15 protein-coding genes are annotated in these 24,678 nt (G+C 43.7%); 9 read left to right on the top strand and 6 right to left on the bottom strand.

The annotated features are described in order from the left end of the window. Nucleotides 1-523: 523 nt before the first annotated feature. Complete coding sequence (locus tag K4039_RS13830) at nt 524-3,742, top strand: DUF4347 domain-containing protein (protein ID WP_265235765.1); 3,219 nt, start codon at nt 524-526, stop codon at nt 3,740-3,742. Between the two features lie 300 nt (nt 3,743-4,042). On the opposite strand, the gene K4039_RS13825 is transcribed toward K4039_RS13830, so the two are convergent. Then, the gene (locus K4039_RS13825; RefSeq protein WP_265235764.1) at nt 4,043-7,627 is read right to left on the bottom strand and encodes an AAA-like domain-containing protein; all 3,585 of its coding nucleotides are present in this window, start codon (nt 7,625-7,627) and stop codon (nt 4,043-4,045) included. Nucleotides 7,628-7,742: 115 nt separating this feature from the next. Further along, on the bottom strand, nt 7,743-9,065 hold the full coding sequence (locus K4039_RS13820) for an AAA-like domain-containing protein (RefSeq protein WP_265235763.1): 1,323 nt from the start codon (nt 9,063-9,065) through the stop codon (nt 7,743-7,745). A 927-nt stretch (nt 9,066-9,992) separates the two neighbouring features. Here K4039_RS13820 and K4039_RS13815 point away from each other — a divergent pair. The 3 genes from K4039_RS13815 to K4039_RS13805 all read left to right on the top strand — a co-directional run bounded on the left by K4039_RS13815 (nt 9,993) and on the right by K4039_RS13805 (nt 15,909). Further along, nucleotides 9,993-11,546 carry a sensor histidine kinase gene (locus K4039_RS13815; protein WP_265235762.1) on the top strand — a complete coding sequence of 518 codons (1,554 nt, stop codon included), beginning with the start codon at nt 9,993-9,995 and terminating at the stop codon, nt 11,544-11,546. Between the two features lie 109 nt (nt 11,547-11,655). Continuing rightward, nucleotides 11,656-14,727 carry a response regulator gene (locus tag K4039_RS13810; protein WP_265235761.1) on the top strand — a complete coding sequence of 1,024 codons (3,072 nt, stop codon included), beginning with the start codon at nt 11,656-11,658 and terminating at the stop codon, nt 14,725-14,727. Nucleotides 14,728-14,763: 36 nt separating this feature from the next. After that, entirely contained in the window at nt 14,764-15,909 is a 1,146-nt protein-coding gene (locus tag K4039_RS13805) for an adenylate/guanylate cyclase domain-containing protein (protein ID WP_265235760.1), read from the top strand. 85 nt (nt 15,910-15,994) lie between these two features. On the opposite strand, the gene K4039_RS13800 is transcribed toward K4039_RS13805, so the two are convergent. Both K4039_RS13800 and K4039_RS13795 read right to left on the bottom strand, forming a co-directional pair. After that, the gene (locus tag K4039_RS13800) at nt 15,995-17,275 is read right to left on the bottom strand and encodes a recombinase family protein (RefSeq protein WP_265235759.1); all 1,281 of its coding nucleotides are present in this window, start codon (nt 17,273-17,275) and stop codon (nt 15,995-15,997) included. 3 nt (nt 17,276-17,278) lie between these two features. Further along, on the bottom strand, nt 17,279-17,638 hold the full coding sequence (locus K4039_RS13795; RefSeq protein ID WP_265235758.1) for a VOC family protein: 360 nt from the start codon (nt 17,636-17,638) through the stop codon (nt 17,279-17,281). A gap of 164 nt (nt 17,639-17,802) precedes the next feature. Between K4039_RS13795 and K4039_RS13790 the strand changes: the two genes are divergently transcribed. The 4 genes from K4039_RS13790 to K4039_RS13775 all read left to right on the top strand — a co-directional run bounded on the left by K4039_RS13790 (nt 17,803) and on the right by K4039_RS13775 (nt 21,571). Further along, nucleotides 17,803-19,947: a SpoIIE family protein phosphatase gene (locus K4039_RS13790; protein ID WP_265235757.1), complete on the top strand. Its 2,145-nt coding sequence runs from the start codon at nt 17,803-17,805 to the stop codon at nt 19,945-19,947. A gap of 179 nt (nt 19,948-20,126) precedes the next feature. Beyond that, nucleotides 20,127-20,489: a hypothetical protein gene (locus K4039_RS13785; RefSeq protein WP_265235756.1), complete on the top strand. Its 363-nt coding sequence runs from the start codon at nt 20,127-20,129 to the stop codon at nt 20,487-20,489. Between the two features lie 77 nt (nt 20,490-20,566). Beyond that, nucleotides 20,567-21,154: a DUF6272 family protein gene (locus K4039_RS13780; RefSeq protein ID WP_265235755.1), complete on the top strand. Its 588-nt coding sequence runs from the start codon at nt 20,567-20,569 to the stop codon at nt 21,152-21,154. A 63-nt stretch (nt 21,155-21,217) separates the two neighbouring features. Then, nucleotides 21,218-21,571, top strand: a complete 354-nt coding sequence (locus K4039_RS13775; RefSeq protein WP_265235754.1) for a hypothetical protein — start codon at nt 21,218-21,220, stop codon at nt 21,569-21,571. 264 nt (nt 21,572-21,835) lie between these two features. On the opposite strand, the gene K4039_RS13770 is transcribed toward K4039_RS13775, so the two are convergent. Together K4039_RS13770 and K4039_RS13765 are read right to left on the bottom strand one after the other, a co-directional pair. Further along, nucleotides 21,836-23,314, bottom strand: a complete 1,479-nt coding sequence (locus K4039_RS13770) for an ATP-binding protein (protein WP_265235753.1) — start codon at nt 23,312-23,314, stop codon at nt 21,836-21,838. A 106-nt stretch (nt 23,315-23,420) separates the two neighbouring features. Beyond that, nucleotides 23,421-24,245: an alpha/beta fold hydrolase gene (locus K4039_RS13765; RefSeq protein ID WP_265235752.1), complete on the bottom strand. Its 825-nt coding sequence runs from the start codon at nt 24,243-24,245 to the stop codon at nt 23,421-23,423. A gap of 162 nt (nt 24,246-24,407) precedes the next feature. Here K4039_RS13765 and K4039_RS13760 point away from each other — a divergent pair, with 162 nt between their 5' ends. Next, nucleotides 24,408-24,608: a hypothetical protein gene (locus tag K4039_RS13760; protein WP_265235751.1), complete on the top strand. Its 201-nt coding sequence runs from the start codon at nt 24,408-24,410 to the stop codon at nt 24,606-24,608. The last annotated feature ends 70 nt before the right edge of the window (nt 24,609-24,678 follow it).

Here is a 24,678-nt window from a genome sequence, read left to right as displayed (position 1 = left end):
CCTCTGGTAGGGTGTGAACGCGCACCTTACTACTGGCACGACATCTGTTAGTTTTTGTAGGTGCGTCAGGGCTGAATGTTTTGACGAAAGACCAAGGATTTTCTCCCTGACGCACCCTACTGTTAGTTACCTAAATTTCGGATTTTTTGGAACTTTTTGCGATCGCGCTTTCCAGGTGAGATTGACCGAGCAGGAGTGCAGATTTTATGGTTCTAGGTAAGACGAATGTATGCAGCGCTAAATCAATCCTCAGTAATTCGGAACCGCAGCATCTCTTTTCAGGATTGACATTACATCCTCTACGGTTAATTGAAATAACAGCAATTGCCACCTACCAGAATTTGAATTTTGATGCACTTCACGAATTTAAATCATCGAGGAAAACCTGGTTTTCTTCTTAATTGAAATCCCCCGATTTATCGCGGAGGTTTTAATTCGACCGAGTGAAGGCAGCATCAGAGATCCTTCTGCCTTGAAGGTGAATCTACCAGCAAATAGTAAACACGATCATAGGGTATGCAAAATGAACTCAACTTTTACCAGTATTGATTCACAGTCTGTTCTCGGCAAGTCTCGTTCTAAATCTCTTGTCTTCATTGACTCGGACTTAGATGACTATCAAACCCTGGCGGGGGGCGTGATCGGGAATGCTGAGACAATCATTTTAGATAAAAATAGCAACGGAGTCGAGCAAATTACTGCGAAACTGCAAACAATTGCTGCTGCGGGGGGAACTGTAGACCAAATTCACATTTTTTCTCACGGGAATTCTGGCAGTTTGCAGCTAGGTTCGGCGACGTTGAATTCCGATAATTTGCCGCAGTATGAAAGCCAGTTGCAAGGGTGGCGCACTGCACTGAGCGACCAAGCTGATATCATGCTTTATGGTTGCGATGTGGCTGCGGGTGATGGAAGCGATTTTGTCGATCGCCTTTCGGAGTTAACCGGGGCTGATATTGCGGCATCTAGCGATCGCACTGGCCGCGGTGGTAACTGGAATTTGGAGTTTACCAAGGGTGATATTGAAGCACCGCTAGCGTTGACTCCAGAAGCAATGGCAAATTACCAAGGGACTTTAGCGACTGTTACCGTTACCAACAGTAATGATAGCGGGCCCGGTTCCTTGAGAAGTGCGATCGCCTCCGCAGCAGCCGGCGACACCATTCAATTTGCCTCCACTCTTGCCAATCAAACAATTACTCTGACTTCCGGTCAACTTGTCATCAACAAAAACTTGACAATTGATGCAATTAGTGCTAGTAATTTAACCATCAGTGGCAACAACACTTCGCGGGTAATCCTCACCGAAGGTTCAACAAATGTTACTCTAAAAAACCTGATTGTTGCCAATGGCAAAGTTTCGGGAACCGATCCCAATAACGAGACAACTAGCAGCGGCGGCGGCATTCAAACTGGCGGTAACAGCACTTTAACTTTAGAAAATTGCCAAGTCAACAATAATGTTGCCGGTTTCGGCGGCGGAATTTACACGGGTTTTCGCAGCACCACAACAGTAATTAACAGCAAGTTTAGTGGCAATGACGGTTCTTTGGCTAGCAATACCGAACGCGGCGGCGGGGCGATCGCTACTAAAAGCGGCGGTGTTCTGAATATCAGAGATAGCGAATTTACCAACAACAAAGGCAGCTACGGCGGGGCTGTGAATAACCTGTTGGGCAGCATGACGATCGAAAACTCTAAATTCACTGGCAACCGCACAGATAAAGGCCCTGGCGGGGCGGTTTACGTCGATGGCGCTAATGCTTCGGGCCCCAATGCAACTCCGGGCCCTGTTGCTGGCAATATTATCATCCGAGGCAGCACTTTTGACGGCAATATCGGGACAGGAGAAGGAGGTGGATCCTTTTTGTTTGGTTACAACCAAGACAAAGTAGTTTTGGAAAATAGCACTTTTGTTAACAACAAGGCTATCAAAAATGCAGCAGGCCAAGGAGGTTCCGGCGGCGGAGTCCGCCACGGAAATGTTGATTTGACAGTAACAAATACCACTTTTGCCAACAACACAGCGGATGATAACGGTGGCGGTTTGTGGATAGGAGAAGATGGAAATGTCAGCATTGTAAACAGTACGTTTTCCGGCAATACCGCTGCTAAACAGGGCGGGGGAATAGTTGTCGGCAACAGAGATTCCTTTTCCACTAACATTGTCAACTCGACTTTAGCCAAGAACACTGCTGGAGAGTATTCTGGCGGTATTGCGACTTTTGGAAATCAGCCAATTACTGTCAAGAATTCGATTTTTGATAGCAATACGGCTGGCAATCCTTTTAAAGTTAAATACCAAACTGGAAGGGCACTAATTGACGGGGGAAATAATCTGCAATTTCCTGCTAAACTGACGACGGGCGATCCTAATGACAATAATGCGACGGCAAGTATTACGATCGCAGATCCGAAACTCGGCCCTTTGCAAAATATTAACGGCGCTTTCGTGCTGCCGCTGCTAGTCGGAAGTCCTGCCATTGACACAGGTACTGGTGCGGGTGCGCCAGCTAAGGATCAGCGCGGTGTGACTCGCCCGGCTGATGGTGATGGTAACGGAAGTGCGATCGTCGATATCGGCGCTTTTGAATTCACAACTACAGTCACGCCGACACCGACTCCCACACCAACTCCGACTCCAACTCCAACTCCAACTCCAACTCCAACTCCAACTCCAACTCCAACACCTGCACCGACTCCGACTCCGATACCTGCACCGACTCCGACTCCGATACCTGTACCAACTCCGACACCCACACCCGACAAAGATGATTGCCTGCTAGATGACCTGACCGCCCCAGATTTCGACTCTGCTGCCATCACCCCCAACCCCGTCCAACAAACTATCAACGGCGGCGACACTACCGATTTCATCATGGGCGGTAACATCAACGACTCAATTAACGGACAAGCCGGCAACGATACTCTCTACGGCATGGGCGGCAATGACAACATTCAAGGCGGTGCAGATAACGACTCAATCTTCGGCAATGAAGGCAGCGATTTCATCTCTGGCGACGCTGGCAACGATACCATCTACGGCGGCAAAGACAATGACACTGTTGTTGGCGGAGATGGCGACGACTTTTTGAGGGGAGATATCGGCAAAGATACTGTTGCTGGTGGCGTTGGCAACGATACCATTTTTGGCGGCAAAGATGACGATATTTTGCTGGGTGAAGATGGCGACGACTACATTTTAGGCAACTTGGGAAATGACACAATTAATGCTGGGAATGGCAACGATATTGTGTTTGGCAATGAAGGTACAGACCTGATTTTTGGCGGGTCGGGAAATGATACGCTTTACGGAGGCAAAGAAAACGACAGTCTCGATGGCGGCGAGGGCAATGATTTGCTGTTCGGCAACAATGAGAATGATGTACTCTGCGGCGACATTGGTAACGATACGCTTTACGGCGGCAAAGGTAATGATATTCTCAGCGGTGGCAGCGGTTCCGATTTCCTTTCCGGGGATGTTGGGGACGATACATTGACTGGAGGTTCGGGAAATGATGTATTTCTGCTAAATCAAGGTTTGGGTAGCGATATCATTACTGATTTCCACAAGGGCGAGGATTTAATTGGGTTGAATCCCAGTTTGAGTTTCAATCAACTCAGTATTACGTCTAGCAACAATCAAACTTTGATTAGTGTGACTGGAACTAATCAATTGTTAGCTAAGCTTAACGGTGTAGCACCCGGTACTCTCACCGCTAGCGATTTCATTACTCTGTAGTGACCCCTTTTATGCTTCGGCGTATCATGCGGCGGTTTTATACCAATTTAACGTGAAGTTGCACATATCTCGATCCCCCTAAATCCCCCGAAAGCAAGGGAGACTTTGAGAGCATTCTTGTCCCCCCCTTATTAAGGGGGGCTAGGGGGGATCGAGATATGTGCAGCCTCATAAAAAATTGGTTTTAACCGCTTCGGGTGTGAAACTCGAAGGGGGAGCATCTCAGTTTTGCTTTTGTAGTGTTCCCGTCCCCGCATAGCACAGCTTCTTTAACCTGTGCTATGCGGGGACGGGAGCATCTCAGTTGCGCGAGCACAATAAGCGATCGCCCTTTTCCACCTCCGCATTCACCCGCAAATAATCCCCCACGCGATCGCACCCATAACTCCATAAATCCAGACTCAGAATTCGCTGCACATTCCACAGAATCAGCGTGTTATCCTCACTAACGGAAGCCACAAACGTCCCATCAGAACTATAAGCCACTCCCCTAATCGCCGCACTGTGACCTCTGAGAGTTGTTAATTCCGTACCGTCAAGTTTCCAAAGCTTTACTGTATTATCCACACTGCCAGAAGCAATCATTTGACCATCAGGACTAAACGCCACTCCCCATACCGCAGCTTGATGACCTTCAATAGTTCTTAACAACTTGCCATCAATAGTCCAAAGCTTAATCGTATTATCCCCACTGCCAGAAGCGACCATCTTACCGTCAGGGCTAAATGCCACTCTCCATACCGCAGCTTGATGACCTCGGAAAGTTCTCGCTAACGTACCATCAAGCTTCCATAACTTTACAGTACCATCTCCCCCTGCGGAGGCAATTAATTGACCGTCGGGGCTAAATACTACCTGCCAAATAGGAGTATGATGTCCTATGAGGGTGATAGGGGCGCATCTATTGGTGTTGCCTAGAGATTTGGCGGCGGATGTTTCCCCCCTACAAATGCTGTTATGCCGCCAAAGCTTAATCGTATTATCTTGACTTGCGGATGCGATCGTGCGATCGTCAGGACTGAAAGCTAATCCAGTCAGTCTAGCGCTATGACCTACAAAACTTTCCCGCAAAACGCCTTTACGATCCCAGATATTCACAATATTATCGTTTTTCGCAAAAGCAATTAACTGATTGTCGTGACTCAGAGCAACTGCATAAATCGCAGCATCTTGTTCGCTCAAAGTTGCTACCAATTTACCTTGCCGACTCCAAATTTTAGTCGTGCCATCCTCGCTACCTGTGGCAATTGTAGAACTATCAGCACTAATATCTAAAGCCCAAATCCCAGCTTTATGTGCAGTAATCATCTTACGCAATGGATTTTGACTTCGCCATAATATGACGCTATTTTCTGCACCCGCCGAAGCAATAAAGCTGCCGTCAGGACTCCAAGCTATCCCCCAAATCCCAGCACTATGACCTCTAAATGTCATCAATTCTGTGCCGTCAATATTCCAAACTTTTACCGTTTTATCTCGACTTGCTGAGGCGATAATTTGACCGTCTGGACTAAACACAACGGCTGATATTACAGCAGTATGACCCTGAAAAGTTCTTAGCAAAGTGCCGTTTTTATTCCAAAGTTTTATCGTTTTGTCTCCACTGGCAGAGGCAATAGTTTGACCATCGGGACTAAACGCTACTGAGGATACCACAGCAGTATGACCCTGAAGAGTTCTTAGCAAAGTGCCGTTTTTGTGCCAAAGTTTTACCGTTTTGTCTCCACTGGCAGAGGCAATCGTTTCACCATCGGGACTAAATGCTACTGAGGATACCCCAGCAGTATGACCTTGGAGAGTTTTCAGCAAACTTCCGTCTTTTTGCCAAAGTTTTACAGTTGTGTCCACACTAGCAGAGGCAATAGTTTGACCATCGGGGCTAAATGCTACTAGCCAAATGCCAGCACTGTGACCTTGAAAAGTTTTTAACAACGTGCCGTCTTTTTGCCATAATTTCACAGTACCATCATCACTTCCAGAAGCAATTAACTGACCATCAGGGCTAAATTTAACCGATCTCACGATCGCCTGATGACCTTTGAGGGTTGCCACTTCTGTACCATCCCTCCCCCACAGTTTGATAGTTTTATCTACACTTCCAGAGGCAATTAGCTTACTGTCAGGACTAATATCGACAGTCATCACCGCCGCTTTATGTCCCGATAAACGGTTGTATTCATCGCCTTCATAAACTGCTTGCCGCAATACATTGATAACTTGATGTTCAATATTTGTGTCTGTATTGCCTAACTTTTGCAGTCTGCGTTTAGCTTTAATCGCTTCTATTAGTGCATCCAATCGGCGATTAGAGGCAAACAGTCCCTCAGAAGAAGAAACCAGCGCTTGAATTTCGCTAATTCTTGCTTCGCGTTCGCTAATAGCTGCACGTCGGTATTGAAAATAACTTGTTACTCCTAAACCACAGGCAAGCAGCAGTGCAATACTAACTGCAAATAGTAATCTTCTCTGTCGTTTGGCTGCTGTTTTCTCTTGAATTAATCGCTTATGTTCCTCTATTAGTCGTGCTTCAACTTCTTTAGTGCGTTCTGCTTCTAAAGCTTGTTGAACTTCTCGCCTGTCTAGTTCGGCACTAGCAGCTAAAAATTGATAGTCTAGGTTGCTCAAGCTTTTTTCTTGCGCCCAGATTTGGGCATCTTTTAAAGCTTGCCCGCGCAATAGCCGCGAATAATCTGTTTGTTGTGAAGCAATCCAAGCATCGAAGGTTTGCGAGTAAGGGCGCAGTTGCCATAATTGTTTCTCTACCCATTCAAGGTTAAAAACTTCAGCATAAATCCTGTTTTTTACCTGCAAATAACCATTCTCTTTAACTACTAATCCTGATAATAATAGTTCGATTTGTTCTGGAGAATCATCGGTTAAAATACCTCCTAGTACCATTGAAAATGATTCTGATTCCAAAATTTGTTGGTAGATACCGAGTAATCTACCAGCACGCTGTTCGTTACGAAGGATGCGATCGCGTATTGTTTTTAAATGCTCTGGTTCATCTTGGGATTCCCACTTAGTAACAATATTTTTTTGCACTAAATTATCCACCCAAAATGCCTCCGTTCCTGGTGGAATATTTACTAAGCCTCGCGCCGCTTCCCGGCTGGCTCTATAAGCTAAATTACACAGCTTTTGCGTTAAAAATGGCTGTCCTGAAGTCCAAAACAATATCTGTTTGATAACTGTTTGAGGATTACTCACTCTACTTACCAATCCCTCTACTAATGGCTGGGCTTCGTGCAGTTCAAAACCCCGTAAATCTATAGCACGACCAATATTAAAAGGTGTGCGTTTTTTATCAGCAATTAAATCGCTCGGTGTCGCTACGCCAAAGATTGCAAAACAAATGCGATTATATTCTGGATTAATCGCTCGTTGATTGTAGCAAAACCGGATTAAGGCAAAAAAATCATCAACGGAGAAATCTAGACCGAGAATACTGTCAATTTCATCAATAAATATAAAAATTCTATCTTGAGGAAATTTGACGAGTAGGATATCTTCAATAAAATTACTCAATCTCTGAAGCAGGGAGATATCTTCTTCGTCGCGCCACCAGGTTTTTAAGTTCATCTTTCCTAAGAGATTGAAGCTGCGCCAAAGTTCCCCAACTATGCCTTTATACCATTGTAAAGGGGTAATATTTTCGCTGCCAATGCGGGTCATGTCAATGGTGCTGCATTGGCAGCCTTCTGCTTGTAATCGGTGTTGGGTGCGGACTAATAGGGAAGATTTTCCCATTTGTCGCGAGTTGAGGACGTAACAAAACTCGCCGTTTTTTAAGGCTTGATAGAGTTCGGAATCTGCTTGTCGCACTACATAAGTAGGTGCATCATTGGCGAGACTGCCGCCAATTTGGTATGTAATTTTGGTCATGCCGTTTATAGGTTGGTTTAAAGGTGAGTATGTAATGAATCTATTGAGAGGTGAGGATGTGGTGCGATCGCTTGATTCTAATATAACTTACACAAATAAACTCTAAAACCTCGATTTAAATAAAATTGTGGGAACCAAAATACAGGCGATACAACTCGCAGCTCAGCATACAGCGGTTGTTATCGATATTAATCAGACCCATACTAACTAATTTAGAAGCTACTATCGGATCTAATTCCACGCCACGCTCAGATTTTACGACTTGTTTAAGTGCAATTGCGAGTTCGGGATCTTCTTGCAATGTCACCCAAAAACTCCGCAAGTAATCTTTATAAATTCCTCCTATTGTGGGAGCTTCTTGTAGAAGCTGATCTAGCGTTATAGCCTTTTGACAGAGGTGGTAAAAAGCGAGCCGTACCAGATAAGGATGTCCCCCCACCATTGCCATCAGTCGCTTGGCATCGGGGCTATCTGTCCAATCCAGTCCGTAACGCTGCGCTAAAGCAAGTATCTGCTCTTCTGTAAAATAGGGCAATTGCAGCGGCAAACCGACATTAAAAGGCGATTCAGTGAGCTTTAAAGGAATATAAATTTCTGTGGAATGAAGGACGATTAACCGCAGTTTTCCCAAAGTTTCAGTCCGCTTTGCTTCTTCATGCCAGCTTCGCAGCAGTGGCAAAAATTCTCTAGCAATTTTGGGATACTCAAAAATTCTATTGACTTCATTTAAAGCTAAAACCAGAGGGCTATTAATTTCAGTTAATATATATTGTTGCAAATAAATGGTACAGCTTACTTTGCTACCCATATCTTCATCCCAATAATCATCTAATAGAGGTGGCAATTCTAGGTGACGGCTGATGTTCGCACAAAACCACCGTAAAAATTTATCTAGGTTGTCTAAAACAGCTTCCTCGGCTTGCTGAAAATCCAAACTTACAGTTCGGCAGCCAAGAGAATTAGCGCGATCTAAAATCCGTAGCAGGAGGGAACTTTTACCCATCTTCCTGGGAGCTTTAATCCGCAGAACACTTCCAGGTTTGGCAATTTCTTGATACGCGAGTTTTTGAATTAGCGGGTGAGGAATATAAAATGGCGAACCGAGGGGTACGGGAGAGCCGGGATATTCTAAAGGTGTTACTAGGCATTGGCTGCGGGTGAATTCTTCAATTAATTTTTGTTCCTTCGCAGTCAAGGAACGCGATTCTAGAGAGGAGCGAAAATTTGATTTACTAATAGGTGTCTGCAAGATTTCAGAGAGAAATTGCCACAAACCGGAGGCGATGTTTCTCAGGTAATGCTCTCCGTAATGAGAGGCAGATGCGATGCTTGTATAAGTCTTTCCTTCCCAAACTTGGCGGAGTATGATTTCTTGTACGGGATGTAAGTCTTTTTGCGATCGGGCACGAGTTAGCTGTATTACCTCATCTATCGTCATAATTTGCAATTATAAGTAAGTATATCGTTGATATTATCACTTATGATTGACTGTAAAGCCGATCGCCTATTGGATTGCGACGCCAGCCTGTACCTACATTTCTCAGGGAATAACAGGTCAAATCCGTTAAATCTCACCGCGGCGCACCAATATCAATAAAGGATTTACTGGTCACTGAGCGCCCAAAGGCGTGTCAACTTAAGTATGAAACCTGAGACATCTCGCTTTTATCCTCTGGCGAGATCTCCCTAAATCCCCCTTAAGAAGGGGGACTTTGATAACTTCCGGTTCCCCCCTTCTTAAGGGGGGCTAGGGGGGATCTAGACTTAAGTTGACACCTATGCTGAGCGCCATAACCCAATTTCAAGAGGCGTTGGCTGAGTTCCCTTTCAGGTAGCAGTGCTCAGTTTTTCAAAGCGAATTCGCCAAAATGTCATGCAGGTGTCACATTTGGTCGTAAAGCAACAATTAAAAATGTGACAGTTGACCTTGCTAAAGCTTAGTGGATTGATGTTAATTTAATTAAAGGTAGTTTCAGATCGCTGTATCTACTCATCACAAGTGTTAAGTTTAAAAGCCTAATTCTTCTTTTTGTGCCAGCAGGTTTGACACTCCTCCTGTAATCCCTATACAAAATATTAGGGTAGTGCCCTAAAGGTAAGGATGGTTGAAATTCCTTGGCAGTCTGGAGTTCATTGATTTACTACCATGTAGAAAGATCCAAGTATCTGCTCAGGACAGGGTTCAAAGTGCTGATTATTTCGTTAATGTCTTGGCTTTGTAGCTGCAAATACATTAAAAAAGCCAGGATACTTCAGGTCTGTAAGGTTGGCTCCAAGCTCTGAAAGCCTTACATACAGGAAAAGAGCTATATCCATCCTTACCTAAATAGGACTACCAATATTAGCAAATAACCGAGTTGATTAGATGCAAATGGTTCATAAAATGTTCCCAAATTATTTTATTCCTCACGGTCATTGCTACTTGTGGAAGCCTGGATTAGTGGGGCTGCACATTTTGTCCGATGCCTTGATTGCCACCGCTTATTTTTTGATACCCATCACGCTGATTTATATTGTCAAGAAGCGGAAAGACGTGCCTTTTGACTGGATTTTCATGTTGTTTGGCTCTTTTATTGTCTGCTGCGGCATTACCCATATTATGGAAATATGGACGCTGTGGCATCCTAATTATTGGTTCTCTGGTTTTCTTAAAGGGATTACGGCGCTGATTTCGCTATGTACAGCAGCAGTGCTGGTGGAACTAATCCCAAAAATCTTGGCTATCCCCAGTCCCGATCAATTGGCGGCGGCCAATTTGGCTTTACAAAATGAGGTTGGCGATCGCAAACAAGCTCAGGAAGCACTCTCAGAATTAATGCTGGAATTGGAAAAACGGGTTCTGGAGAGGACGCTGGCTTTAGAATCAACCAATGAACTTTTGCTACAAGAAAATCGCGATCGCTCCTTGGCTGAAAATTCATTGCGGCACTCGGAAGCTAAACTGCTCGAACAAACTCAGCAGCTAGAAAAGACTCTGCAACAACTCAAAGGCGCCCAAACTCAACTTGTGCAAACTGAAAAAATGTCCTCTTTGGGACAAATGGTAGCTGGCGTTGCTCACGAAATCAATAACCCTGTTAACTTCATTTATGGCAATCTGATTCCGGCGGAGGAATACATTAAAGATATTTTGGAATTGATTAAGGCTTATCAAGTTTATTACCCCACTCCTGCGCCGGAAATTGCAGACAAAATTCACACTATCGAACTCGATTTTATTTTAAAAGACTTGCAAAAACTTTTTGGTTCAATCAGAATTGGAGCAGAGCGAATTAGGGAAATTGTTAAATCTTTACGAACTTTCTCCCGGTTAGACGAAGCCGACATGAAAAAGGTAAATATTCATGAAGGACTCGATAGCACTTTAATGATTTTGCAGCACCGCTTGAAAGAACAACCAAACCGTCCGCCGATTCAAGTGATTAAAGAGTATGGAGATTTGCCACTATTGGAATGCTACGCTGGGCAGCTTAACCAAGTATTTATGAATATTTGTTCTAATGCTATTGATGCTTTAGAACAGATGGCACAGCAGGGAGATTTGACCAACGGCTATTGGGAAAATAATTTATCTGACAACTTACAAAATGCCCATTGCCCACTGCTAAAAATTCGCATCCGCACGCTTTTAGTTGATGGCAAGTGGGTGCAGATTCACATTGCTGATAATGGCACTGGCATAGATTATGATGCGATCGCTAAAATTTACGATCCATTTTATACAACGAAACCTATCGGTGCTGGTACCGGGCTGGGTTTGGCGATTTCTTATCAGATTATTCAAGCCCATGAAGGTTATTTGCGCTGCACTTCCGAGGTTGGGAGAGGTACTGAGTTTATCATTGAAATTCCTTGGCGATCGCAATTTGGCGAGCGCCACCTAGTGCAGAAGCAAGCTGTTATGAACAAGCTGGGTTGAGGCGTTAATAAATAATGCTGAATCCAGCTACATACAATTTTCGGTTTATTTTATTTTTTGCCTAACTTAGGCATCATCAAATCCATATTATCTGCCAATAACAAGTATTATGTGGGAATTACTCAAAAATATTTTTTCTCCAACTCAGTATATGCCGCACGGTCACTGCTATCTGTGGCAAACGCCTTTGGTGTGGCTGCACGTAACCGGCGACTTTTTAATCGCGCTCGCCTACTATTCAATTCCGGCGATGCTAATTTATTTTATTTTGAAGCGACGCGACGTTCCCTTCTCAGGAATATTTGCTTTATTTAGTACATTTATTGTTCTTTGCGGTACTGGTCACTTGATAGACATTTGGACGCTGTGGCATTCCGCTTATTGGCTGTCGGGGATTGAAAAAGGAATTACTGGCCTCGTTTCCTGCTACACTGCTGGAACGCTGTTCGGGCTAATCCCCCAGTTTTTATCATTAAAAACCCCTCAAGAATTAGAAGTAATTAATATCAAATTACAGCGGGAAATCGCCGTGCGCGAAGAGGCAGAATTAGCTCTGCGCTGCGCCTATGAAGATTTAGAACTTAAAGTGCAAGAGCGTACCGCACAGTTGACAGAAACCAATACTTGCTTAGCAATGGAAGCTCGCGAGCGCCAGCAAGCCGAGTTAAATTTGCGCTCTGTTACCGAACGCTTGCAATATTTATTGGCTACTACTCCAGCAGTTATTTTTAGCTGCAAATTAGGGGAAAATTATGACGTAACATTTGTCAGCGAAAACATTATTTCATTGATTGGCTACGAAGCGCAAGATTTTTTTGAAGGTTCCCTTGATTGGCGCAGCCTCGTTCACCCGGAAGATCGAAAAACTGTAGATACTGCATTCGCTCAGATATTGGAAAAAGAATGGATTTCCTACGAATACCGCGAACGGCACAAAGACGGTAGTTATCGCTGGATTTACGATGAAGTTAAGTTGGTCAAAGATGCTGCTGGCATACCTGTGGAGTGTGTTGGTTATGGAGTAGATATTACTGCTCGCAAACAGGCAGAAGCAGCTTTGCAGCAGCAACTAAAAAGGGAGCGACTGGTGAATTCCATTCAAGAGCGGATTCGCTCTTCTCTTAACCTAGAAGAAGTTATGACAATGGCTGTGGAAGAAGTGCGCCAGTTTTTGTCAACTGATAGGACAGTTATTTACCAATTCAACCCAGATTGGAGCGGATTTATAGCTGTCGAATCGGTAGCAGGGGGTGTGATGCCAATTCACGGAATTGACATTAATGACCCTTGTTTTCGGGAACGTTACGTTTCTGTTTACGAGCAGGGACACATTCGCGCGATCGATAATATTTATACGGCTGGTATTTCAGAGTGCCACATTAATTTACTCAGCCAGTTTGAAATTAAAGCTAACCTCGTGGTTCCCATTTTGCAAGGTGAAAAATTATGGGGGCTACTCATTGCTCATCACTGCCGCAGTCAAAGGCAGTGGCACTCTTCTGAGATAGAATCTCTCAAGCAAATTTCCGTACAGCTAGCGATCGCCATCCAGCAATGCACCCTGTTTGAACAAGCGAAAACTGAAATTACCGAGCGCAAGTTGGCAGAAGTAGCGCTGCAAAAAGCTGTTGTGGTTGCTGATGCTGCTAACCTCGCCAAAAGTGAATTTCTTTCTTCTATGAGCCACGAATTGCGTACTCCCTTGAATGCAATTCTGGGATTTAGTCAGGTGATGGTGCGCGATTCATCTCTCAACAATCAACACCAGCAACACCTAGAAATTATTAATCGCGCTGGGGAACATTTGCTGTCGCTAATTAATGACATTTTGGAAATGTCTAAAATTGAAGCAGGCAGAAGTCAGCTTAATGAAAGCAGTTTCAATTTAATCCGCTTACTAGAAACCTTGGAAGAGATGTTCCGCTTGAAAGCAAAATCTCAAAAATTGCAGCTAATTTTTGAAGTGGCTGATGGCGTACCGCACTTTGTCAATGGAGATGAAGGCAAATTGCGCCAAGTTTTGATTAATTTATTAGGAAATGCGATCAAGTTTACAGAGACGGGTAGCGTTACCTTGCGAGTGAAAATGAAGGTAGAAGAAAGCTTGGCGGTTAAAACCGCAGAGTTTACGGGCACACAAACAAAACCCGCCGACGCGGGTTGCGATCAGTCCCCGCAGGCGGACTTTGATTGTGTAGACGCGAATTCCATTCGCCCGGTATTTTTACGCCTTCAGTTTGAAATTGAAGATACTGGGCTTGGCATTGCCGCAGAAGAAATGGATAAGTTATTTGCACCCTTTGAGCAAACAAAAACAGGTCAGCAATCTCAACAGGGGACTGGGTTAGGCTTACCAATTAGTCGCAAATTTGTAGAAATGATGGGAGGAGATATTACTGTAAACAGTATGATTGGGTTGGGCAGTAAATTTGCCTTTGATATTCAAATCAGCCTAGCCGCTCCTACCGATGTTAAAATGCTAAAACCACATAAAAAAGTAATTGGTTTAGAACCCAATCAACCAGAATATCGCATTTTGGTGGTTGACGATCGCGCCGATAATTGTCTAGTTATAGATAGATTATTGTCACCATTAGGCCTAGTCGTGCGAGAAGCTAGAAATGGTCAAGAGGCTGTTGCTATATGGGAGGATTGGCAGCCACACCTGATTTGGATGGATATGCAAATGCCGGTGATGAATGGCTATGAAGCCACCACACACATTAAATCTCATCCTCTTGGAAAAGAAACGGTGATTGTTGCTCTCACTGCGAGCGCTTTTGAAGAGGATAGAAAAACTATTTTGGCAGCAGGTTGCAATGATTTCATGCGTAAACCTTTTGAGGCAAAAATATTATTTGCAAAAATCGCAGAACTTTTAGGAGTACGCTACATTTACGAGGAACCTGTTGATACAAAACTAGAAAATGAAAGCGAAATTAGCGGAGTTTTTAGCAATCAATCTGTAGAATCACAACTCTGTCAAATGCCTGTTGAGTGGGTGGAGAAGATATATAATGCTGCTTATGAATGTTGCGATGATAAAATTTTTAGCTTGATAGAGGAAATGCCTAGAGAATTTGCTTCTGCCTCACAATATTTAACTAATTTAGCGCATAATTTCCTATTTGACGATATTATAGAGCTAGCTAAATCGGCAGTTACGGCACGTCAGTGTTAATATATTTTGTATTAAAAAAATACCGTGAACGCTCACATGAACAGCAATCAATGTCCTATAATTTCCGCCAACATTCTAATAGTTGATGATAAGCCAGATAACGTGCGGCTTTTATCTACAATTTTGACCACACAAGGGTATCAGGTTCGTAAAGCGCTGAACGGACAAAGGGCGATCGCTACAGTGCAGGAGTTTCCGCCGACTCTAATTCTGCTGGACGTGATGATGCCAGAGATGAATGGATATGAGGTGTGTGCACAGTTGAAAGCTTCACCAAAAACCAGTTCCATTCCAGTGATTTTTTTAAGCGCCTTAGATGACGTTTTAGATAAGGTGAAAGCCTTTGATGTGGGAGCAGTTGACTATATTACTAAACCTTTTCAAGATAAAGAAGTATTGGCACGAGTGGCAAGTCAGTTGACAATTCAAAGTCAGCAAAAGCTACTTCAAGAGCAAACGAAGCAATTAGAAGGACTTGTCGAACGTTTGCAAAACGAAATTAAAGAGCGGCAGGGGGTTGAGCTAGCTTTACGGCTTGCTCAAAAAAAGTCGGATCATTTATTGCTGAATATTTTACCAGCAGCGATTGTTGAAAATTTGAAAAAGGGCGAGGGTTCTCCTGCTGAGAGGTTTGAGTCAGCAACAGTCCTCTTTGCTGATATTGTCGATTTTACGTCTCTTGCTGCGAGAATTTCACCCTTAGAATTAGTGGATTTTCTCAATAAGATTTTTTCCAAGTTTGACCAATTAACTGAAAAACACGGTTTGGAGAAAATTAAAACAATTGGAGATGCTTATATGGTAGCGGGGGGGTTGCCGGTGCCGAGGGCAGATCATGCTGAGGCGATCGCAAATATGGCTTTGGATATGCAGGAGGCGATCGCAGATTTTCAAACCGACACAGGCGAACCACTTCAAATTCGGATTGGGATTCATACAGGCCCAGTAGTTGCTGGCGTAATTGGCACTAAAAAATTTATCTATGACTTGTGGGGGGATACTGTTAATGTTGCTTCTCGGATGGAATGTCAAGGATTGCCGGGGTATATTCAAGTTACTGCGGCTGTTTACGAACAGTTAAAAGATGGATATTTATTTGAGGAACGGGGCGCAATTCTGCTTAAAGGGAAAGGAGATATGATCGCCTATTGGCTCAAGGCTAAAAAAGTTATTTCAAGCTAATTGGTAAGTTAGATCGGAAGGAAGAAGGAAGAAGAAAGAAGGAAGAAGGAAGAAAAAAATGCTATAAAATTAATGGTTTGGGTAATTAAAAAATGAAAATAATTTGCAGTTTTACCTGGGATTTTTCCCGGACTATCTCAATGCGATCGATAAACTCTCGAAAATAGAACCTGCGTTCCGATTCCGACAAGTCCAGCCAAAATTGGGGAAGAGAAACAGTTTGCGCTGTTTCTCGCAAATTCACTGGCGGCAGTTGCGCTAATTTGCTTTGGAGTTCTGCAATTTCTGTGCGGATTTTGTAGGCTCTCAATTCTGCTGTTTCTGTGTCTAAAATGCCGCTTTCAATCATGGCGGGAAGTTGCTCTAAGATTTGTTGTTTCGAGCAGATAGCCCCGGCAATTCCTGCTTTAATTCCCTTCATCTCCGGCATTTGCAAGCCAGCAACAGCATTGGGCAAATCCCGACAAATTCCTGCTATGGTTGATTGCAATACTTCTTCGTAGGAAATGCCGCTGCATTTAGGCTGCTGGAGACAGTTAATCGGTCGCAAATAAAGGTATTCTTTTTCTTTGCGGTAGGCTGTGACTTTGGCAACTGTCATGGGCGATTTGCACTCGGCGCAAATTGCTAATCCTGCGAGGGAACGCGGGGCGCTGGCGCTGCGGGGAGCAAGGCTACGGTTGCGCCGCAGCAATCTGTCTATTTGGGCGGCTTCTTCTCTGGAAATTATCGGGACGTGGGTGTTAGAAATTACTTGGCCGTTTTGATATTCTAAATCGCCTCGGTAGGCGGGATTTGTCAGCCAGCGGCGGCCTGTGCTGACGGAGATTTTTTTGTTGTATTTCTTGGCTAAATGGCGCACGGAACCGCGCAGGGAACCGTAGATGAGGAAGTGTTCAAAAAAGTCTTTGACGGCGGGGGAGGCGGTTTTGTCGATCGCATATTTATCTTTGCCGCGCCGATAACCGTAGGGGGCTTTTCCGGGTGGGGGAAGGGATTTGATGCGGTTGCGGGCGTGTCCTTTGCGAATGCTGCGGCTTTGTTGGCTGCGCTGGACTTCTGCGAGGAGTTTGAGTAAGTTTGCTCTGTTTTCGGTTTGTTTTTCGTCTGTGACAATTAGTTGGATGCCGAGGGTTTCTAGTTGTTCTAGGTGGGTGCACACTTGCTGTACTGTGTCGCCGAGTTCTTCAAGGCGCTGAATTAACAGGTATTTGACTGGTTCTGTTTGGCAGTCTTTGAGGAGTTGCTGGAGTTGCTGGCGCCCTCCTAAGTCTTGATAGGTGCGATCGACCTCTTGGCCCCAAATTTCGGCTGCTGGCGTGGATTCTAGCAGCGGTTCGCTGTATGAATAGGCGATGATTTTCATCTGTTACTCGCTGAGTTCGATGATGTTACCGTCGGGATCTTGGGTAAATAATGCCGATCGACCTGACGCACTCATTTGCACCGGGCAGTTGCTGGCTCTTAATTGTTGTTTTGCCTCCTCTAAGTTTGCCACAGAAAATGCCAGATGTCGGTTGCGTCCCAATTTTTGGGAATCTATGGCATCTGGTATAATTGTTGCTGCTAAAATTAGATGAAGTTGGAAGTCGCCGATTTGATACCAGATTCCAGGAAATTTTAATTCTCGATCGATTTTTTCCAGTCCTAAAACTTTGCTATAAAATTGTTCGGATTTTTCGATATTCGAGATAACTAGGGCGGCGTGGAGGGATTGAGTAATTTTCATGGTTGGCAAACAATTAATTTTTAATTATAACTGTAGAGCGACTCCGCCAAAAGCCCAGAGTTTTTGGTGATTTGATATACTTTCAGCAGATTCAACTATCGTATTTTGTCTTGTGCTGACGATGCTGAAGCAAGGTAAACAACCCGCTAGAAGTGATTTTAACAATGGTTTCTCAAAAACGGGCGATCGCCCCCAGTAGGCGCCAAATCGGTCTCAGTCGTGTCTTGGTGGTGCCGTTTGTGTTGCAAATTGTCGCTGCTGTTGGCTGGGTTGGCTATCTCTCTTACAGAAACGGACAGAAGACAGTCAACGATCTCGCCAGTCAGTTACAGCACTCCATCAGTGCCAGAGTTTACGATCGCGTCCAAAACTACATCGAAACTCCGCCGTTAGTCAATCAACTCAATCATGATGCTGTACCTCTGGGACTGTTGGATTTCGACGATTTGGAGCGATCTAGACCTTATCTCTGGAAGCAACTTTTGCGGTTTAGTGCGATCGGTCACGCGGGAATTGCCAACGAAAAAGGCGAGTACCTGCGAATGGGTTGGGTGAACCGACTGGATGTATCTGAGAAACCTCAGCTTGCTCAGCAACTGACTCCCGGAGGTGGAGACTTAATTTACTACAACCTTGATGCTGATGGAAATCCGACCGAAATTGAAAGGTCTCAGCCCAATTATGACGTTCGCATCCGCCCCTTTTACACCGTTGTTGTCGAAAAAAAACAGGCTGCTTGGAGCGATGTTTACATTAATTTAGCCTACGGTACGCTGCAAATGAATGCCAGTCAACCCTATTATAACCCTGAAGGCAAACTGATTGGCGTGCTGACTTGCAGGATCGGGCTAGATCAAATTCGCGGCTTCCTGCAAACCTTAAGCATTGGTAAATCCGGTCAAATATTTATCATTGAGCCGGACGGCAAATTAATCGCTAGCTCGCTGAAAAATCAGGCTCTGTCCCTCGGCAAAGGCCAAGACCAAAAGCGGATCAAAGCACAGGATGACAGCAACCCGCTGATGAGCAAAAGTGTAGTTTATTTACTCGATCGCTTCAAACGCTTAGACAATATTAAAGAAACTGTTCAACTTAATTTAAACCTCAACGGTCAGCGGCAATTTCTCCAAGTTTCTCCCCTAACTGACAAGTACGGTCTCAACTGGCTAATTGTAGTTGTAGTACCAGAATCCGACTTTATGAGCCAAATTTATGCCAATACTCGCAACACCATCTTGCTTTGTATTGCGGCTCTAATTGCCTCAATAGGACTCGGCTTTCTCAGCGCCAACAAGATTACTCGCCGGATTTTACAAATTGCTAAGGCTTCCGAAAATATCGCAGGTGGCGCTCTAAATCAGAATATTAATCATAGCAAAATTTTTGAATTTGAAACATTAGCTAATTCCTTCAATAGTATGGCACAACAACTAAAAGAATCCTTTGAAACTCTCGAATATAAAGTTACCGAACGCACCTCAGAACTCGCCACAGCTAATCAAGAAATTGCAGAACTCAACAAGCGGCTGAAAGCGGAAAATCGGCGCATGAGTTCCGAACTCGATCTAATCAAACAAATGCAGCAGTTAATTTTGCCCAAACCTGCTGAACTCGCAGCAATTAAAGATTTAGATATTGCCGGATTTATGGAAGCCGCCGATGAAGTTGGTGGCGATTACTACGACGTACTTTTTAATGACGGGGTGGTTACGCTTTGCATTGGCGATGTCACCGGACACGGACTAGAAAGTGGCATTTTGATGGTGATGACTCAATCGGTTGTCCGCACTCTTCACGAAATCCGAGAATCAGATCCGGTACGCTTTTTAGATACTCTCAACCGCACTATTTATCAAAATATTCAGCGCATGAACTCAGATAAGAATCTGACACTGGCTATCCTAAATTATGCCGATGGGAAAATCAGCATCAGCGGTCAGCATGAGGAAACTATTGTCGTCAGAAAAAGCGGTAAAATCGAGCGGATCGATACAATGGATTTAGGATTTCCCATCGGCTTAGATGAGGATATTTCAGCTTTGATTGGCCATATTTTAGTAGAGTTAGAGCCAGGGGACGGCGTGGTGCTTTACACTGACGGCATTCCCGAAGCCAGAAATATCCACAAAAAATTCTACGGTATCGAAAGACTCTGTGAAGTGGTTTCTCAAAACTGGCATTTGAGCGCCGAAGAAATTAAACAAGCTGCGATCGATGATTTGCGAGAATTTATTGGAGAACAAAAGGTATTTGATGACATTACTTTGCTAGTATTGAAGCAACAGGGAAATATTGTGCATAATTTATGATTGACAGTCATCAACCCGGTTTCTAACATCGCTGTTGAATTTAGTGGCGAAGCATCGAAGCAGAAGCCGGATTTTCAGATCCGCCCGTATAAATTATAGTAATGTACGAGCGAGTCAACCACCCACCACTAATCGGAGTACCGATATAGTGGGGGCTTGAAAGAGTTCGTCTGGAAAGTTTGACTAAGTATTATGGCGTATCTTTATTAATTTCAGGAAATGTGGTAAAACGTTTGAGTCAACCTGAAAAGTATCATATTCGTTTTTTGGATCGGGCAATTGTCAAAGGTAGACAAGAAGCCATTACTGTTTGTGAGGTGTTAGATGTTGAAGTAGAACCAGTGCGATCGCTCAAAATTCAAACTTTGCCTATTTTTGAGGAAGGACTCGAACAATATTGTCAGGAAAATTTTGCTAATGCCCAAGTTTGTTTTGAACAGATAGTGGCGCTAAATCCCGCTGATGAACCCGGCAAAATTTACCTAAAACGCATCCAATCACTGTTAGAAAATAGTATTCCTGCTAACTGGAATGGCGTGTGAAAATTTACCCATAAATGATATTAATACATTAATTTAAAAGAGGTAGAAAAATAATGACATCTGGAAGTTTACAAACTATGACAGAAATTTTTGGAGAATTCATCGAACAATTTCCACCGGATCACGACTCCCTGGAACTTACATTTACGCCCAGTTCTCGCCCCATCAAGCAGCGCTGGCGCAACAATAGGGTATCTGCTCATTTTGTAGCAGATTATTTGTCTAGCTTTCTACCAGTGGATGAGCAGGATGCTAGCAGCGAGAAACGGATTAAACAAAGTAAGGGAGCCGTGAGTTACATTGCCAATGAACTATTAGAAAATGCGATCAAGTTTACTGATGATAGTTGCAATTATAAGGTAAAATTTGGGATACATTTTATAGGAGAAGCTGATGTTATTGCAGTAATTTTTGCAACTAACTATGTGCAGCAACCTGCGGCAAAAAAATTGCAGGAATTTATTGTAGAATTGCTTAATTCTGATTCTGATGAATTATATTTACAGCAGCTTGAAAAGAATGCTGAATCTGAAAGTGAAACATCGGGACTGGGATTGCTGACGATGATTAATGACTATTCAGCTAAGATCGGTTGGAAATTTGAGAGGATGTCTGATAGTTCCAATATGATCGCTATTACGACGATCGTTCAAATTAGTGTTTAGTTTTAACTTTTTCAATATTGACTTTGTTGTGCCACAATAATTCACTCAGGAAACTACAAGACAATGGACATTCAGGAAATCAAAGGTCAAGACTACAGTATTCAATACGATCCAATATCGGTGACAGTCTGTTTCCAAGGCGAACTCAGCTTAGATGGAGCGCCAGATTATAAGCCAATAGTTGATTTATTAGAGGAGGTCGCTAATCCCGAACCGCCTACTATTACTTTGAACTTAAAAAAATTGGATTTTGTTAACAGTTCTGGTATTAATATGCTGTCTAAGTTTGTGATTAGTGTGCGGAAAAAGAAAACGATTCAACTTTTGGTACTGGGTTCAAATGATGTTCCTTGGCAACAGAAATCTCTCAAAAATTTAGAAAAGTTGTTGCCAACTTTGAAGTTAGAATTGGAGTAGGTGATGTTTCATTCAGTTGACAGTTGACAATTGACAGTTGACAGTTGACAGTTGACAGTTGACAGCACTTGACAAAAGAAGGAAGAGGATTAGAGTAATGAATCGTCTGCTTTTAATTTCTCCCGATCAGGGATAGGCTTTAAACCAATTCTTTCTGGTAAATTTTAAGCACAATTATTTACACTGGCTGGACGTGGCACAATTATTTGCACAGGCGGGACGTGCCACAATTTATGCAGATAAATTTGGATGTTTATCAACTGTTTAAGTTTGTTGTATTGGCAGTTCAATGATAAACTCGGTTCCCTTCCCCGGTTCGGACTCGCACCTGAGGGTTCCTCGGTGATTTTCTACTAAGATTTTGTAGACAATAGATAATCCTAAACCTGTACCTCTACCGATCGCCTTTGTGGTAAAAAACTGCTCGAACATCCGTTTTTTTACCTCTGCTGTCATTCCCGATCCCGTGTCAGCAATCCGCACTCTGACGCGATCGCAACCAACGACTTCTGTGCGGATAGAAATTTTTAGCTGAGCATTGGGCTGATTTTCTGCTACCTCTTCCAAAGCATCGATCGCATTGCTAATTAGATTCATAAATACTTGATTAATCTGTCCAGCATAACACTCTACACCAGGCAATTTTTCATAATTTTTAACTATTTGAATTTCGCAACGGTCTTTTTTAGCATTAAGACGGTTTCTCAAAATTAAGATGGTGCTGTCAATACTGTCATGCAAATCGCACGGCGTCATGTTACTGTTGTCTGTTCGCGAAAAGCTGCCCATAGATTTGACAATTTCGCGAATGCGAATTGAACCCATTTGCATAGAAGACATAACTTTAGGCAAGTCTTCAACTAGAAATTCCAGATCCATCTCTTCGATTTGATCTTGAATTTCGGCACAGGGATTCGGATAGTATTCTCGATAGAGACGCAGCAGGTAGAGTAAATCTTGAGTATAAATTTCGGCATGGCTCAAGTTGCCGTAAATAAAACTAACTGGGTTATTAATTTCGTGGACGATACTAGCCATTAGGGCTCCCAGGGAAGACATTTTTTCGCTATGGAGAAGTTGAGCTTGAGTTTGTTTCAGTTCCCGAAGTGCGCTATCGATCTGGGCTGCTTGAGCTTCGGCTTTCGAGGTAGCTGCACAACTTTCTTGATAGAGTTCAACCTGTTTGAGGTCGATTTCAAATTGTTCGATTTCGCTTTCTTGCTGGTATTGACTCACGACGGCATCGAAAGCTGCTGGCAATTCGCCACCGGCAGCTTCGATAATGTACTGTAGATGAGGATTTTCTAGGTTGAGTTCGGTGTCGGGAACTTGCACTAATGCTTTTATGCGATCGATATATTTGCGGACTTGCTTGTCTAGATATAGCGGCGCCTCAAAATACATCGCCTTGACGGTGGGTGAAGGGGAACTCAATAAGTTGCTGCTGTCAGTATTAATTAAGTCGTGGTGAGATTTTTCCATAAGTTCGATCGCCTCTAACAAATTCCCGCGCAGTTTTGCTCTTTCTGCGGTATTCTCAGAAGCAACCAATCTCATGCAAAAAAATGCCGATCGCTGGGAAAGCATTCGCTGGCGGCCGCTGATGTTAATTACCGCAGCACTAACTTTTCTGGCTGTCGTAATTTCTTCCAGATTAAAGTAGTTGCTCAGTGCCGCCATTCGTAATACTCCAGAATCAACTAAATGTTTGTAGCTCGTGCTGACACAATATTTTATTGCCATAAAAACTTTTTTGTACAAGTACAGTCAGCAATATATTCCGTATCGATCGCATCTGTGGTATAATCAGGCACTATTGTTTCAAGTTTGTGGTTGATCGCACTTTTTCTTAATGATCCAAAAATTTAGCAATCAACTCCGCGATGATTTGAGATTGAGTTTGTGGCAACCCGTGAGTAGCATTGGGAATAATTGCTAACTCAGCCCTTGGTATCTCGTTAGCGTAGGTTTCGCAGTGCCATAGAGGAATGGTTTCGTCGCTAGCTGCTGCGATAACTAAGGCAGGAATTTGCAATTTATGAATTTCTTTTTCTACGGTATCAACTGCGTCTTCCGGCCGCATCCGGCTCATTAAAAATGACCTTGCTACGGGTTGAGACATTAACTCTCTGCGCCACCCGGCAATTTGCTGCAATTTTTCACTTTTCCCCACTAAACTAGCAAAAGGTTTGGCTAACTGTAAGGCCCAATCAACCGCTGGGGTTTCCCACAGCAGCGGCCGCAAAGCATCGTATTGACCGCAAAAACTGTCGTCCCGAATTCCCGCAGGTGCTGCTAACACTAAACTGCTGACAGAATTGGGATATTTTAGGGCGTATGCAGAGGCTACCCAACCGCCAAAAGAATGTCCGATGATGCCGCAGGGTTCGATGTTTAGTTGTTCTACAACTTGCCGCACAAAGGCAACTTCTACGGCTACGTCGTACTGGATTTTGGGTTTGCTAGATTCTCCAAAACCTAACATATCTAAACTGATGCACCGAAATTGAGATTGCAATAATTCAATTAAGGGTAGCCAGCAGGTTTTTTCTCCGAAAAAACCGTGCAACAGCAATAAGGGTGGGCCACTGCCGATGTCGAGGTAGGCGGCTGTTTGGCTGCTGCTATTGACAAATGTGGTTACTGTGTTATGTGCTACTGCTATTGACTGCACGGGCGATCGACTCCTGAGGCTTCAGAAAGATTATATGTAAATAATTGTAACAAAACAGCAGTCCAAAGGTTAAACTTCATTACGGAGTACACAATTAGAAGTAGAGCGTGATAGTCTCTATTATTATTTGAAATAACTGCAAACTCAAAGCAGGAGAACACTTTGAACTCTACTTTAAAACGGTACCCGGCTTGCTCCCTGCGCGAAGATGTCAGTGAGTACGTAGCAGACCTACAGCTTCACATGACTTTACAAGCTCGCAACTTGCTCCCTAACATTACCACTGCTAAGGACAGTCGCGAACAACTGTTGCAGCAGACTCAGGCTAATTTTGAGAAGCGTGTTTCTCGACAAGCTATTTAAACAAATTTTCGGTTTCCCAATTGTACGATCGCCCGCGATGGACTTTTCCCCACATTTCAGGGCATCGCAG

Origin of the sequence: Lyngbya sp. CCAP 1446/10 (assembly GCF_026130175.1) — a bacterium.
GTDB lineage: Bacteria > Cyanobacteriota > Cyanobacteriia > Cyanobacteriales > Microcoleaceae > Microcoleus.
This window is presented reverse-complemented; position numbering and strand designations above follow the sequence as displayed.